The following is a 12,842-nucleotide window of genomic DNA, read 5'->3' as shown; positions in this document are numbered from 1 at the left end:
GGGAGGCGCGCGGATGGACTCAAGCCGAGGCTGCCGCCGAGATGCGCCGGCACACCGACGAAACGTTGCCGGATGCCGACCATCTCGTTCGCCGCTGGAAGGCCTGGGAGTGCGGTGAGGACAAGCCCAGCAGCCACTACGCGCCGATCATCGCCGCGGCACTCCGCACCGTGACCACCAGCCTGTTCCCGCCCGCGAATCGCACCGAGTCTGGCCTTGAGACCGTCGACGCCACAGGCATGGACACGCTGGAGATCGTGACCAGGCTCCAAGCGTCCTCTGTCAACAACGCCACCCTGGAAGCCCTGCGGATCACCGTCGACCGTCTGTGTTCCGAGTACGCCCACAGTCGTCCCGACGAGCTTGTCCAAGAGGGACGACGTTGGCTCCGGCGCATTGTGGAGATGCAAGAGCAGCGTCTGAGCTTCAGCCAGCGACGCGACACGCTGGAACTTGCCGGATGGCTAGCGCTTCTGGTGGGTTGCCTTGAGTACGACATGGGAGACCGGGGCAGTGCCGAAGCCACGCGTAGGGCAGCTCTGAGTCTCGGGGCAGAGGTCGGTAGCGCCGGCATTCTCGGGTGGGCACACGAAATGCGTGCGTGGTTTGCGCTGGCGACAGGGGACTACCGCGGAGTCGTGGCGGCAGCGCGGTCAGGGCAGGGAGTCGCCGGGTCGCACTCGGTCGCAGTACAGCTCATCGCGCAGGAGGCCAAGGCCTGGGCGCGGATGGGTAAGCAGGACGAGATGGAACGGGCGCTCGATCGTGGCCGGTCGTTGCTGGACTCTATGCCGTATCCGGACAACACCGAGAACCACTTCGTGGTTGATCCGGACAAGTTCGACTTCTATGTCATGGACTGCTACCGCCACGTCGGGGATGACCGTCTTGCGAGCGGCCTTGCCGAAGAGGTCATCAAGTCGAGCACTGGCTTCGGGGGCTTTGAGCGTGCTCCCATGCGGATCGCGGAAGCGAGGGTGACCCTTGGCGTTGCGGCGGCTCGTGAAGGTGACCTCGGCAGCGCGGTTGCATTTGGACGCCGTGCGCTGGCGGGGGACCGGAAGTCGTTGCCCTCGTTGAAGATGGTGTCTCGCGATCTTGCCGTCGTGCTGGACAACCGATTCGGCAACGAGCCTGTAGCGCAGTCGTACCTTGACGAGTTTCGCTCCATCTAACTCGTTCGACCACCGGTGTCCAAGGTTTCTTCTCTTCATCAAGGGGACGGGGAGGTGTGGTCGTCGTGCAGAGAGCTGCTTGCGGACCGGCCTGAATCCCCGGCAAGACCGCTCCACCGCCCTGTTCTTCCTCGCCATCGAACCATCACCCAGACAATGAGCAACGTCCCAGGAGGTTCAAGCCATGACCGCTTCGCACTCCGTGTCGATACGACAGACCGGTGAGCACGACACCACGGCACTGGCGGCGCTGCGACGGGCATGGACGGAGGAGCAGGCGGGACATCTGCTCGATGATGATCGCTTCGAGGAGTGCTTCGCCCAGTGGTACACCGCGGAGGCATCGCGCCGAGTGGCGTTCGTGGCCGAGTTCGACGGCAAGGCCGTCGGCATGGTGAACCTCGCCCTGTTCGAACGGATGCCCAAGCCAGGACGGCCAACCAGCCGATGGGCCTACCTGGGCAACGCGTTCGTGCTCGCTGCCCACCGCAACCGCGGCATCGGAACCGCCCTGCTCAACGCGGCAGTCGCGCACGCACGCGCCCGCGACTGCGCCCGCATCGTCCTGTCCCCGAGCGAACGCTCGGTGCCCTTCTACCAGCGGGCCGGCTTCGGCCCGGCCACCATGCTCCTCGCGCACGTCTTTGACAGCTGACCACGCGGGCCGCTGGGTCGGCCAGCTCCACGGCAGGCATTCCGGCACTTCGAATATCCGACGTCGCCATTTGGCTCGCGGAGGATCGATGCACGCGTTCCTCAGTAAAGCCACCGGTCGAGGACCGAGGGCCAGAAATGCGTTTCGTGGTCGCCGACTTCGCCATATGCGGGCGCGTCGAAGTCCGTGATCCGTCGCAACAGGTCGGCGAGTTCGCCGAGTGCGACGTCTTCCATCGCTCCGTCCTCGTCCCACGTTCGGATCGCCGTCGAGCTTGCGAACCATGTCCCGACCAAGTGCAGAGAGCACAGCCAGTGGTTGATCGACGAGTTGACGAAGCGGAGGCGTCCGCTGGACGGCTCCCACTCTGAGACCAGGCCGGTCTCCGGTTCCACGAGATATGTGTGACCTGGTTGGTACAGATCATCCTTGAGGCCGGCGAGTCGGTAACGTCCGTCGTGCGGTTTCGCGGCGAACAGGGTCATATCGACGATGCCTTCCAGCAGCGGCACTCCGCACGAGATCAACGCCGACTTCTGGTTCCACGGCAGTCGCCACTCGGTCAGCTCCGGTACCGCGGCACGGATGACACGTCCGGTTCCTGCCCACGCCTCCAGTGACTCAAAGTCAGGAGGGCTCGGGAGATCGCCTACCGTCACGATCGGGAGCCTAATCGCCGCGTCGTATGACCGTTCCCTCGGCATGAGCGCGTATCGGTTCGGCACACGATCAGCCGCACTAGGGTGCTTGCTGCGTAGCTTCCCGATGTCATAGTCCTGCCCGGCGCAGTGCTCGCATGAGTTCTTCCCGGTGGCCGTACGAGGCGGTGAGGTACGCGAAGCCTGGCGTGAAGTCTTGGCCGATCCGCTGGTGTACCTGCCGCAGCATGACCAGCAGTCGCGCGGCGAGCGGATAGTCCAGGTGTCCAGCCGCAGGCGCGCTGCCTCGCGGTGCCGGTCCGTCGCCGAGTACAGCTTCGCCAGCACGGTGTCGCCCAGCCCTCGCGGGTCGCCGCGCTCGTCGTCCAGCGACTCGTAGAACTTCTGGACGTGTATTGGCGTCTGGACATCAGGACGGGGTGCTGCTGGTTGGGCAAGTTCATCGTGACACCGCTGATCCACGGCGCCTCGCCCAGGCGACGGTGGATCGGGGTGTCCAACCAGGTGCTCGGTCGTGCCCACCGTCGCGGCGCCGCGGCTGATGGCTGTGTGCGCCGACGCGGCGGCGGGTGTGGTAGATAGCATCTTTTGTCAATGAATTGTCGTATTGTTTTGCCCCCTGGAAAGCGGAGTTGACCCGTATTTTCGGGTAAGATCGGTTCAGCACCGCGGAATGCACAACTCTTGGGGGGAGAGTTTGTCGTGCGTGACAAGCCTGTGATCGTACGTCTTTTAGTGGCATTTCTGTTGCTGGTGGGCTCCGTCGTCGGCGCACCGGCAGCGGCGGCGCAAGGGGAGTGCGCCGCTCAGCAGTCCGCGCTGGCCCGGGTCCACCAGCAGATCGCCGCCCACAACGCCAAGCCGCACGTCTTCGTGGTGCCGAGGCAGGCGGGCGAGGCAGCGGCTTACAACGCGGAGGCTGCCGCCCTCGAAGGCTCGCAGGCTGCGGCCGTCGCCGCCCTCCAGGCGTGTCGCGCGAAGGTGCAGCAGCGTGACCAGGCGCTGAAGGAGCTGGCGGACGCCCGGCCCGGTTCGCCCGCGATACCCACCCCCAGGGCGGACACGCTCCGGAAGATCGACGACGCTCGCGGGAAGTACCCGCGGAACTATGTCTCCCCGATTCGCGGCCCGGACAAGAACGGCAACTGGCGTGTTTCGCCCGGTACTCCGCCCCGGCCGCTCTACGACGTGCTGCGCAAGGTGTCCCCGCCGAAGGACCCCGGACCGAACGTCACGTATCAGGGCAAGCGCCGGCCGTCCGTCGGTGACCGCAATCCGGCGGGGCACCCGAGGAACAAGATCACCGGGAACCCCGGCAAGCCGGCGGTCTCGCCCGATCACATCATCCCGTTGACCGAGATCATGCACATGCCTGGCTTCCTGCAGCTCAACGCCCGCAACATGTACGCGGTGGTGAACGCGCCCCTGAACCTGCAGTGGATGGCGTCGGCCACCAACATGTCCAAGAACTCGAGGAGTGCGGCCCGCGTGTTCAAGTTCGATCCGGCCTGGCGCGCCTCGCAAAAGGCCCTGGAGGACCGGGTCCGGCCGAAGCTGCAGGACGTCATCGACAGACTGCTCGCCAGCCAGTGATGTACGAGGATTGACGCCATGACCGACTTCGACCTTGCCGCGATCGTCGCCGAGATCGCCGGGGACACCCCCATGACGCTGGTGGAAGCGGGATCGCCCGAGGTCGCGCGGGTGCCTGAGCCGTGGCGTGCCATCGCCTCGTCGGCTGACGCCGCGACCCGGGCCTCGGCCGCGGTGGCGTTGTGGAATCCGGAGTTCCTCGCGCTCGTGCCGCGGTTCGCCGAGGTGTTCCGCGAGCGCCTCGAGGACGTGCGCGTGTGCCGGTTGGGCGACGACTGGGTCCTGCTCTACCTTGCCGGCGACTCGCCGGAGGGCCACGTCGCGTGGATCGGCTGGGAGCCCGGCGGCACCACCACCCAGGCGCCGTTCTGGGAGGCGATCCCGTTGCCCGCGCGGGACTTCCTGACCGGCGTGCACGCCGGTTTCACGGGGCCGGACTGGCAGTCACACGGCCTCATACCGCCGAGGTGGATGCAGACCTTCGCGGACTGGGCCGAGTTCGACGACGAGACGATCGAGGAGTGGAACGACGAGTGGACTGTCGCGGTTGACCGGATGACGTTGGTGACCACCAACGCCTCGTTGCTCTACCACTGCGTGTCCCCGGACGCGCCAGGCCGGATGGTCCTCGTCTACGAGGGCGACGTGGACGACCGGCCGGAGTTCGGCGAGGCGCTGGACGAGTTGATGAGCGAGCGGTTCGAGAGCTGACCGCGCACGCAGAAGGGGGCCACCGGCTTTGACGGAACCGACGGAACCGACGAACCCACCGCCAGACCCCGAGACCACCCAACCCGTGTCGATCGACAGGCCGGGCGGGAAGCCGCTCCGGCGCATCGTCCTCGTCACCGCGGCGATCGTTCTGGTCGTGGGAGGCACTGGGCTGTACTTCTACATCGCGGGTCGTGACGTGCGCGAGATCCGGACGGTGGTCGACAGCTTCGTGACGGCCGTCGACACCGCGGACCAGGCGCGGGTCGTTGCGTTGCTGTGTCAGGAGGAGGCCGCGGGCCTCACCGAGAACGAGGACCCGCCGGTGCCTTCGCCGGCGATCGCTGATGATCCGAGCCACGCGCGCGAGGTCACCGAGGTCGAGGTGCGCGACGATGCCGCGTCGGCGAAGGTCGTCCGGCCGGATGAGGAGCCGTACACGCTCTACCTGCGCAAAGAAGCGGATGTGTGGAAGGTGTGCGCGCCGGTCGAGGAGCGGTTCACCGGTGCTCCACCGTCCTAAGTGGAGCAGCCGTGAGTTGTTCCAAGTGATGCACGACTATCTGCGATGGGTCACGTGGCTCCCGCCTCGTCACCGCCAGTGCCGGCGTCCTGCAACTCGGGCGGGACGCCCTCCTCAAATCGGGCGCCGTCCGCCTGCGGCGGGATACGGAAGGTCGCCTTGTCGAACTCAGCGTGCCCAGCGAAGCTCACTTTGTCGAACATGACGTGCCCGGTGAAGCTCGCCCCGTCGAATCGGGCGGTGTTGATGAGGCAGCCGGTGAGGTTGAGGTCGATGAGGGTGGCGCCAGTGAGGTCGAGGTCGATGTCGGGCCAGAAGGTGTCGACCGAGTGTTTCGGGCTGTCGTCGAGGCGTAGGTGGCGGGAGAGGAGGCGTTGGGCGGTGAGGCGGACCTCGCGTTCCTGGCGCCGCTGTTCATCCCCGGTCGTCGTCTGAGGTCGCGTGGGGGCCGCACGGTGCGCGGCGGCCGACGCTGCGATGCGCAGACCGGGGGAACGCTGCAGCGGTCGTATCTGCGTCAACTCACTTGATCATCGTGAAATCGGATCAGAGCCGATTCGACAGTTTCGTTGCCACAGCGTCAACCTGAGGCATGCCGAGCCGGCGGTAGATCGTCAGTGCCCGCTGCCAGTGCTCAGTGGCTTGGTCGTGTTCGCCGAGTGCGGCATGGGCGTCGCCGATGCCCGCGTACGTGTGCGCGCTCTCGACGAGGACTCCTGGTCCGTCCTTCAAGGTCAGTGCCTCGCGATAGAGGCTGAGCGCTTCCGTGGGGTTTCCGGCGGACGTGTGTGTGGCGGCCAGTCCGTTCAGCGTGGCGACGAGCTGCGAGGAGTCGCCGACGGTGCGTGCGATGTGCAACGCCCTGTCGAGGTGGAGGATCGCCTCCTGGTGTTCGCCGGATTGGCGGTGAGCGATACCGATCATGCGCATCGCGGTGCCCTCGAAGGGACGGTGACGGGCGTCCCGGGCGAGAGTCAGGGCGAAATGCGCGTAGTCCAATGCCTGCTGGGATCGGCCCAGCTCCGCGTGGATCTCCGCCATACCGCACAAGACGGTTATCTCGACGTTCCGGTCGCCGTTGTCCCTCGCGATGGCCAACGACTGCTCGAGCAGTGTGAACGCCTCGTCGTACCGGCCCAGGGCGTACAGAAGGCATGCGTAGTTGTTGGTGGCCGGCGCCCGCATGCGTTGGTCGCCAAGTTCCTCGTAGAGAGCCAGTGCCCGGCGGATGAGGTCCGCGGCCTCGGACAGGTTTCCGTGCTGCCAGGTCACAGCGCCGATGTTGCTCAACGTGGCGGCTTCCAGTGACTGGTTGCCGACTTGCTGATACAGGGCCAGCGCGCGTTCCAGGTGATCGATGGCCTGTGTGTCGAGGCCCGCGCGGTGGGTCGCGACGCCCAGCACGCGTCGTGCGTTGGCTTCTGCGGCGAGGTCGCCGAGAGTCTGGGCGGCGTGCACTGCGCGGGTGTGGAGCGCGAAGGAGTCGTCTTGGTATCCGCCGATACTGAGATAGCGCCACACGGTGTCCGACACGTTGACCACGTGGTCGGGTTCACCGTGCTGGGTGCCGGCGAGCAGGTTGATCCGCTCGCGGTCCAGCCAGGCGAACGCCGCTTCGTAGCTGTCGAACGTCGGCGACTCGGCGTCCGGTACCGCGACCTTCGGCCTGCGCTCGGCCTCGTGCGGGGCGATGACGTCCATCGCGGCGGAGGCGGTGCCGAGGTAGTAGCAGGACAGCCTGGCCAGCGCCGCGTCCAGATCCGCCGCCTCGTCGGCCGTGTCGGCCAGCTCGGCGGCGTAAGCGCGCAGGAGGTCGTGCGGTTGGTACCGACCGGTGGAGGTCGCGTCCACGAGGTGGGCGCGCACCAGCACGTCGAGTGTCCGGCGGGTCTCGCGCAGCCCGGTCCCGGCCATGGCCGCCAGCGCATAGGTGTCGATGTCGTGTCCGTGGTGCACGCCGAACAACCGGAAAAGCCTGGCGACGGCGGGATCCAGCCGTCGATACGACCAGGAGAACACCGCGCGGATCGCGATGTGCGGATCGTCGTCCGCGTCCAGCAGGTCCAGCGCCTCCTGTTGGTCGGCGAGCTCCTCGGCCAGCTCGCCGATGGTGCGCCCTGACCGTGATCGGACCATCTCGGCCGCGACCCGCAGCGCCAACGGCAACCGCGCGCATCGCTCGGCCAGCGCACCGACGGCATCCGGTTCGGCATGGGCCCGTGTGCCGAGCAGTTCGCGCAACAGGCCGGCCGCTTCGGCAGGAGGTAGCCGGTGCAGGCCGATCCGGTGCGCGCCGTAGCGGGCGACGAGCCCTGCCAGCGAGTCCCGGCTGGTCACCAGCGTGCAGCAGGACGAGCCGGCCGGCAGCAACGGGCGCACCTGCTCGACGGTGCGGGCGTTGTCCAGCAGGATCAGCATCTTGCGCTGGTCGACGAGGGTGCGGAAGCGGGCGGCGCGCTCGCCGAGATCCTCGGGAATCGCCGCGCCGTCCAGACCGAGCGCCCGCAGGAAGCCTGCCAGCGCGTCGGCGGACGACACCGGTTCGTCGGGACCGTATCCACGGAGATCCGCGTAGAGCTGCCCGTCCGGGAACCGGTCGCGGACCCGGTGCGCCCAGTGCACGGCGAGTGCCGTCTTGCCCACTCCGGCGGTGCCGGCCACCGCCGTGATCACCACCGGAGCTTCCTCGGACAGCAGTCCGTCCAGCTCCGCGAGCTCGGTCTCGCGGCCGACGAACCCCCGCACGTCCACCGGGAGCTGGGCGGGGACCTCCTGATCTGCCGGTCGGCGCTCAGGGGCCGGCGCGGGGAGGTCGTCGGCGAGGATGCGCCGCTGCAGTTCGCGCAGCTCCGGCCCCGGCTCCAGACCGAGCTCGGACACCAGCGCGTGCCGCGCCCGGTGGTAGGCCTCCAGCGCTTCGGACCGGCGGCCGGCCCGGTACAGCGTGGTCATCAGGAGCCCGTGCAGCCGCTCCCGCAACGGGTGCTCCCGCACCAGGTCGGCGAGCTCGCCGATGACCGCCTCGTGCAGGCCGCAGGCGAGCTCGGCCTCGTACAGCGACTCGACCGCGGCGAGGCGGCGTTCGGCGAGGCGTCGTGCCCAGTCGGCGAGCACCGGCACCTCCACGTCGGGGAAAGCGTTGCCACGCCACAACGTCAGCGCGGCACGCAGCGACTCGATCGCACGTTGCGGCTCCTGCCCGGAGGCCGCCACCCCCGCCTTCACCAGCGCCTCAAAGCGTTCGGCGTCGATCTCCTCCTGCCGCGCCCGCAGTTGGTAGCCGAAGGCGTCGAACGACAGCCGATCCGGGGTGTCGAGCACACCGCGCAGCCGATGCACGTGCAGCTGCAGCTTCTGCGCCACGCGAGGATCTGGCCGATCACCCCACAGCGCGTCGGTCAGCACGTCCACCGGCACAGGCTGGTTGGCCCGCGCCAGCAGCACACCGAGCAGAGTCCGCTGCAGCCGGCCGGACAGCACCTCCACCCGGTCGTCGTGCTCGATCTCCACGGCCCCCATCACCCGAAACTCCATGAGCCCCCGCCCTCCGACCAGCCGCCCGAGTCTCGCATCCTCTGGGCGTTCTGGTCAGTGGTTCGGGTCTGAACTGGTTTTCCTCAGTCGTCGCCGCGGCCGGGTCGCCAACGATCAGCCGAGCTGACGGCAGCCGCCGCGGACCACGACCACACGACGATTCCGGCGAAAAGCGCTGCCCCGCAGCAGATCGCGACGAAAGTCGGCGTGATCAGGTTCACGCTGGTCCTGGCCATGGGGCGCACGACGACGTAACCGACCAGGAAGCCGCCCGCGACCGCTGTCGTCAACGGCAGCAGCGAGACGAGCGCCGCGGCGCGCCAGTAGATGCGGCGGTTTCCGGTCAGGACACTCAGCGGCGCGATCGACCTGCCGAAGCGGAGGAATTCCCCGGCCAGCCCCAGTCCGGTGGCGAGGATGAGGACGGCGAGCCCGAACCCGCCGATCAAGGTGATCCAGCCCGACTGTTCCAACGGCGGCACCGCCCCGATATACCAGGATTCTCCCGGCACGCTGGTCGCCGCACCGTACGGGAAGACGGCACCGGCGTTGTTCAGGACCCCCGCCGCGATGTCGTCGCCGTTGAAGGTGAACGCCAGCAAGGAGATGGACCCTTCCGCCAGAGCCGATGACGGGGCGCCGAGGCCCGTGGTCAGCGCCGGTTTCCTTCCGTCGCCGGACGAGCGCAACCATGCGGCGAGCGCGTCCTCTGCAGGGTCGACCCGCAGCGCTTGCTGCTCCGCGGAACAAGGCAACGTCAGTGCTGTCAGAGCCGGGCAGGTGCCCGTCAGGCGGATTGGTGCGGTGGGTTCGGTGGCCGGCCGGGTGTAGGCGACCACTTCGATGCCGTCGGGGACGGCAGCTACGAACTCGTCGACTTCCGCAGAGGTGACCTGACCGCGGGGATGCACTTCCACCAGCGAGTAGCCGTGCTCTTTGATGAAACTGTTGGCCTCTCCGGCGTTGCTGGCGAAATTGCTCTGCATCGTGAGAGCGAACAACAGGAAGAAGATGCAGGCGCACACGCCGAACACCTGGCGTGCGGTCGCTTCGGGGCGGAACGCCATCCGGCGTCCGGAGGTGAGCAGCGCCGGCTGCTGCCGGTCGCGTCCCGCACTGGCCAACGCTCGCCCCATCGCCGCGACGCCGACACCGATCGCGGCGGGCATGGTCAGGACGGCACCGACCAGACCCGCGTAGCCGGTGAGCACGTGCAGGAGTTGCTGAGAGGAGAACAGAGAAGGTCCCCACGCAGCGAGGAGGACGAAGCACGGGAACAGCACGACCCGCGCTCTGTGCGTGCGGCCGGCCAGTTCCCGCAACGTTCGGTTGCCGCTGCGGCTGAACGCGCTGAACGCACTCCGAAGGACTGCCACGCAGAGCACGAACGCGGCTGCTGCCACAGCACAGAGGGCAAACGCCCACCACAGGCCGCGAATGTCGGCCGCGGACACGACGTAGTCCACGATCGGCAAACGCCGGTCGGCGGCGGTGAACCAGGCGATCACGGCGACTGCGCCGGCCGCGCCCAGCGAGACCGGCACCCACGCCTCACCGACGGCGATCCACAGGCGGTGCGGGACACGGCCGCCCAGGGCTGTGACCAGAGCGTCTCGTCGATCACGGGAGTGCGCCGCGACTCCGGACGCCACCAGGGCCAGCAGCAGCGAAGGAACCAGGCCCAGCACGACGAGCAGCGCCACCAGGCCGCCGGGGAGGAGATCCTGGTCCGCCAGCAGCCAGTGGAGGTTCTCCCTGGGCATCACCGGGTCGGAGCCACCGAAACCGGACACCGCGACGGCGTTGTTGTCGTTGGGGTCGACGTCCTGTGCCGGTCGGACGTAGGCGAGCAGTTCGGTCGCGTCGGCCAGACCGGCTGCCCCGATCGTGCCGGCGATCTCGCCGTACCGCCCGGACACCCGTTGCCCGGCCCCTTCCCGAAGCAGTTCGGGCGAGACCACGGCGGTACCCCGCGCAGGCCACGCGTCAAGCCCTGGCGGAAGAGGAGCCCCGTCGCCGACAGGCGAGAGGAAGACGACGGTGTACTGCCGGCCTTCCTGGAGGTGGTCGATCGCCATCTTGACCAGCACCGTCGACGCAGCGGGAGTGTCCGCGCGCACAAGTTGGCCGGCTGACATGCGGTTCGCTCTGGAAGCCTCGATCGAGGGCGCCGCGATCACCGCGGCCGCGGACAGGGCCAGTAGGAGGCTCGCCAGAGCGAGAGCGAAGAACCGGATGCCGCCGGACTCGGACCGGGTTCCTGCAGCGCGGCCGATACCCAGCAGCCGGGACCGCAGCTGTCGAGTCACCGCGTCGCCCCAGAACCTGCCAACGGCACCAGATCCCGGCCGCTGACCGTGAGCACGTGGTCGGCGCGTTCGGCCACCGCCCCGTCGTGAGTGACGACCAGCAGGCCGCACCCGTGGCGCTGCGGCAGTTCGAACAGCATGTCGGCGACCAGATCGCGGTTCTTGTCGTCGAGTGATCCAGTCGGCTCGTCGGCCAGCAGCAACCTCGGACGGTTGATCAGCGCCCGCGCCACCGCGGCGCGCTGGCGCTCGCCACCGGACAACGTGCTGACAGAGGCGGACCGCGGCACACCGAGCTCGTCCAGCAACCGGGCTACCTCCGCGTCGAGCTCGGGCCCGGACCTACCGGCGAGCAACGCGGCGAGAGCCACGTTCTCCGCGGGACTGAGCTCTGACAGCAGTTCGGCGAACTGGAAGACCATTCCCACCGATTCGGCTCGCAGCAGGGCGAGTTCTCTCCTGCCCAGCGCGGTGATGTCCCGGCCGTCGATCTCGATCGTTCCCGACTGCGGCTTGATCAGGCCGAGCGCCAGCGACAACAGGCTGCTCTTGCCGGACCCGCTCGGACCGAGCACAGCCACGGACCGGCCCGATCCGAGCGTCAGGTTCAGGTTGTCGAAGAGCTGCCGGTCGCCGACGCGGTAGCTGAGCCCGTCGACCCGGAGCACGTGGTGCGTGTTCACTGCGATCCCCTTGCGTAATGCGGCCCCGCCTCTGTGTTGCGGAGGCGGGGCCGCGGTCGCTACCGGTCGGCTACCGGCTGGTCACCACTCGTTCCAGCCGCCGCAGTTGTCCCTGCCCGCCGTGACGTCGCGGCACGCCTGGACGCTCGTGATGGCGCTGCCGATGTCACCCTCGGAGTGGGTGTTGCACCCAGAGTTGTTGTTCTTCCTCTGGATGCCCGTGGTGCCCTTCTCGATGTAGTTGCCGTATGCCGACTCGGAGTCGCACTTGGTGTCGTAGACGCGCCAGGTCCCGGTGCTGTCGCCGTACGCGTTCGAGCCGGTGGTGTCGGAGCTGATCGCGAACGCCGGGGACGCAAGCCCGAGCACGGTGAGACCGCCGACCGTGGCGACGGCGCAGCGCTGCCAGAACGTGAGCTTCATGGTGACCTTTCGTCATGAGGGCTCCGCGAACTGGAGCCCGTGTGGCAAAGCGAGGCGGATGGCCTCGCCGAGCGCACGGACAAGGTCCCCCTCAACGGCCCCTTGTCCTCGCCCTTCAAAGGGTCGCGATCGCGCTTTCGACGCACTTTCATGACGATGCAAGCGCGGGCCCGACTCTTGAACGGCGAGGACTCTCACGATGAAAGGTCGTGGCTTCATCATGAAGCTCAAATTCTGGCAGCGCTGCGCCGTTGCAATGGTTGGTGTCGCCGTACTTGGGACCGCGTCGCCCGCGTCGGCGATCACCTCCGAGACCACCGGCGCGAGGGCGTACGGCGGCAGCAACGGAGACTGGTCGGTCCAGGACGTCGGGTGCGACGCCATGCCGGTATACGGCAGGTTCACCGAGAAGGGCGTCCCGGGCTTCCAGCGCATGGACAACAAGTCCGGATGCGGCACCGAGGAACAGGGCAACATCGGCAACACCATCACGACCGTCCAGGCGTGCCGGGATGTGCCTGTGGGCAGGGACAACTGCGGCGGCTGGAACGAGTGGTGATCAGCCGGTAGGGACCGC

General features: G+C 67.9%; 13 protein-coding genes. 7 read left to right on the top strand and 6 right to left on the bottom strand.

The annotated features are described in order from the left end of the window. The first annotated feature begins 41 nt into the window (after positions 1-41). Together IG04_RS0137500 and IG04_RS0137495 are read left to right on the top strand one after the other, a co-directional pair. A complete protein-coding gene (locus IG04_RS0137500; RefSeq protein ID WP_036016689.1) occupies positions 42-1,175 on the top strand; it encodes an NsdA family TPR-like regulatory protein in 1,134 nt (377 codons plus the stop codon). 184 nt (positions 1,176-1,359) lie between these two features. Then, positions 1,360-1,830, top strand: coding sequence for a GNAT family N-acetyltransferase (locus tag IG04_RS0137495; protein WP_030481502.1), 471 nt, complete (start codon positions 1,360-1,362; stop codon positions 1,828-1,830). A 101-nt stretch (positions 1,831-1,931) separates the two neighbouring features. On the opposite strand, the gene IG04_RS47410 is transcribed toward IG04_RS0137495, so the two are convergent. Continuing rightward, on the bottom strand, positions 1,932-2,534 hold the full coding sequence (locus IG04_RS47410) for an SUKH-4 family immunity protein (RefSeq protein WP_245816518.1): 603 nt from the start codon (positions 2,532-2,534) through the stop codon (positions 1,932-1,934). 151 nt (positions 2,535-2,685) lie between these two features. On the opposite strand from IG04_RS47410, the gene IG04_RS47405 reads away from it, so the two are divergent. From IG04_RS47405 to IG04_RS0137470, 4 genes are all read left to right on the top strand, one after another. Continuing rightward, positions 2,686-2,868 (top strand): hypothetical protein, encoded by a 183-nt coding sequence (locus IG04_RS47405; protein WP_030481500.1) that lies wholly within the window; start codon positions 2,686-2,688, stop codon positions 2,866-2,868. 323 nt (positions 2,869-3,191) lie between these two features. Continuing rightward, positions 3,192-4,082 carry a hypothetical protein gene (locus tag IG04_RS0137480; protein WP_144065567.1) on the top strand — a complete coding sequence of 297 codons (891 nt, stop codon included), beginning with the start codon at positions 3,192-3,194 and terminating at the stop codon, positions 4,080-4,082. 18 nt (positions 4,083-4,100) lie between these two features. Continuing rightward, positions 4,101-4,793: a hypothetical protein gene (locus IG04_RS0137475; RefSeq protein WP_030481498.1), complete on the top strand. Its 693-nt coding sequence runs from the start codon at positions 4,101-4,103 to the stop codon at positions 4,791-4,793. A gap of 85 nt (positions 4,794-4,878) precedes the next feature. Next, positions 4,879-5,316 (top strand): Rv0361 family membrane protein, encoded by a 438-nt coding sequence (locus IG04_RS0137470; protein WP_030481497.1) that lies wholly within the window; start codon positions 4,879-4,881, stop codon positions 5,314-5,316. A 50-nt stretch (positions 5,317-5,366) separates the two neighbouring features. Here the strand turns inward: IG04_RS0137470 and IG04_RS0137465 are convergent, their stop codons facing one another. The 5 genes from IG04_RS0137465 to IG04_RS0137445 form a co-directional block, all read right to left on the bottom strand. Then, entirely contained in the window at positions 5,367-5,837 is a 471-nt protein-coding gene (locus IG04_RS0137465; protein ID WP_030481496.1) for a pentapeptide repeat-containing protein, read from the bottom strand. A gap of 25 nt (positions 5,838-5,862) precedes the next feature. After that, a complete protein-coding gene (locus IG04_RS0137460; RefSeq protein ID WP_051771540.1) occupies positions 5,863-8,835 on the bottom strand; it encodes an AfsR/SARP family transcriptional regulator in 2,973 nt (990 codons plus the stop codon). A gap of 98 nt (positions 8,836-8,933) precedes the next feature. Further along, complete coding sequence (locus tag IG04_RS0137455) at positions 8,934-11,159, bottom strand: hypothetical protein (protein WP_030481494.1); 2,226 nt, start codon at positions 11,157-11,159, stop codon at positions 8,934-8,936. Beyond that, complete coding sequence (locus IG04_RS0137450) at positions 11,156-11,842, bottom strand: ABC transporter ATP-binding protein (protein WP_211257885.1); 687 nt, start codon at positions 11,840-11,842, stop codon at positions 11,156-11,158. Before IG04_RS0137450 ends, IG04_RS0137455 begins: the two co-directional genes overlap by 4 nt. An 81-nt stretch (positions 11,843-11,923) precedes the next feature. Then, on the bottom strand, positions 11,924-12,265 hold the full coding sequence (locus tag IG04_RS0137445; protein ID WP_030481492.1) for a hypothetical protein: 342 nt from the start codon (positions 12,263-12,265) through the stop codon (positions 11,924-11,926). 220 nt (positions 12,266-12,485) lie between these two features. Here IG04_RS0137445 and IG04_RS0137440 point away from each other — a divergent pair, with 220 nt between their 5' ends. Next, positions 12,486-12,824 (top strand): hypothetical protein, encoded by a 339-nt coding sequence (locus tag IG04_RS0137440; protein ID WP_144065566.1) that lies wholly within the window; start codon positions 12,486-12,488, stop codon positions 12,822-12,824. Positions 12,825-12,842 lie beyond the last annotated feature (18 nt).

The sequence above is a fragment of the Lentzea albidocapillata genome (assembly GCF_000719115.1).
GTDB lineage: Bacteria > Actinomycetota > Actinomycetes > Mycobacteriales > Pseudonocardiaceae > Lentzea > Lentzea albidocapillata.
Note: the sequence above shows the minus strand (reverse complement) of the source record. Positions and strands in the feature narration are given on the sequence as shown.

Bases quoted from the DNA above. Each gene is read 5' to 3' on its own strand.
- IG04_RS0137445 (WP_030481492.1), bottom strand. From the start codon at position 12,265: ATGAAGCTCACGTTCTGGCAGCGCTGCGCCGTCGCCACGGTCGGCGGT.
- IG04_RS0137475 (WP_030481498.1), top strand. From the start codon at position 4,101: ATGACCGACTTCGACCTTGCCGCGATCGTCGCCGAGATCGCCGGGGAC.
- IG04_RS0137460 (WP_051771540.1), bottom strand. From the start codon at position 8,835: ATGGGGGCCGTGGAGATCGAGCACGACGACCGGGTGGAGGTGCTGTCC.
- IG04_RS0137495 (WP_030481502.1), top strand. From the start codon at position 1,360: ATGACCGCTTCGCACTCCGTGTCGATACGACAGACCGGTGAGCACGAC.
- IG04_RS0137440 (WP_144065566.1), top strand. From the start codon at position 12,486: ATGAAGCTCAAATTCTGGCAGCGCTGCGCCGTTGCAATGGTTGGTGTC.
- IG04_RS47410 (WP_245816518.1), bottom strand. From the start codon at position 2,534: ATGCCGAGGGAACGGTCATACGACGCGGCGATTAGGCTCCCGATCGTG.
- IG04_RS0137500 (WP_036016689.1), top strand. From the start codon at position 42: ATGCGCCGGCACACCGACGAAACGTTGCCGGATGCCGACCATCTCGTT.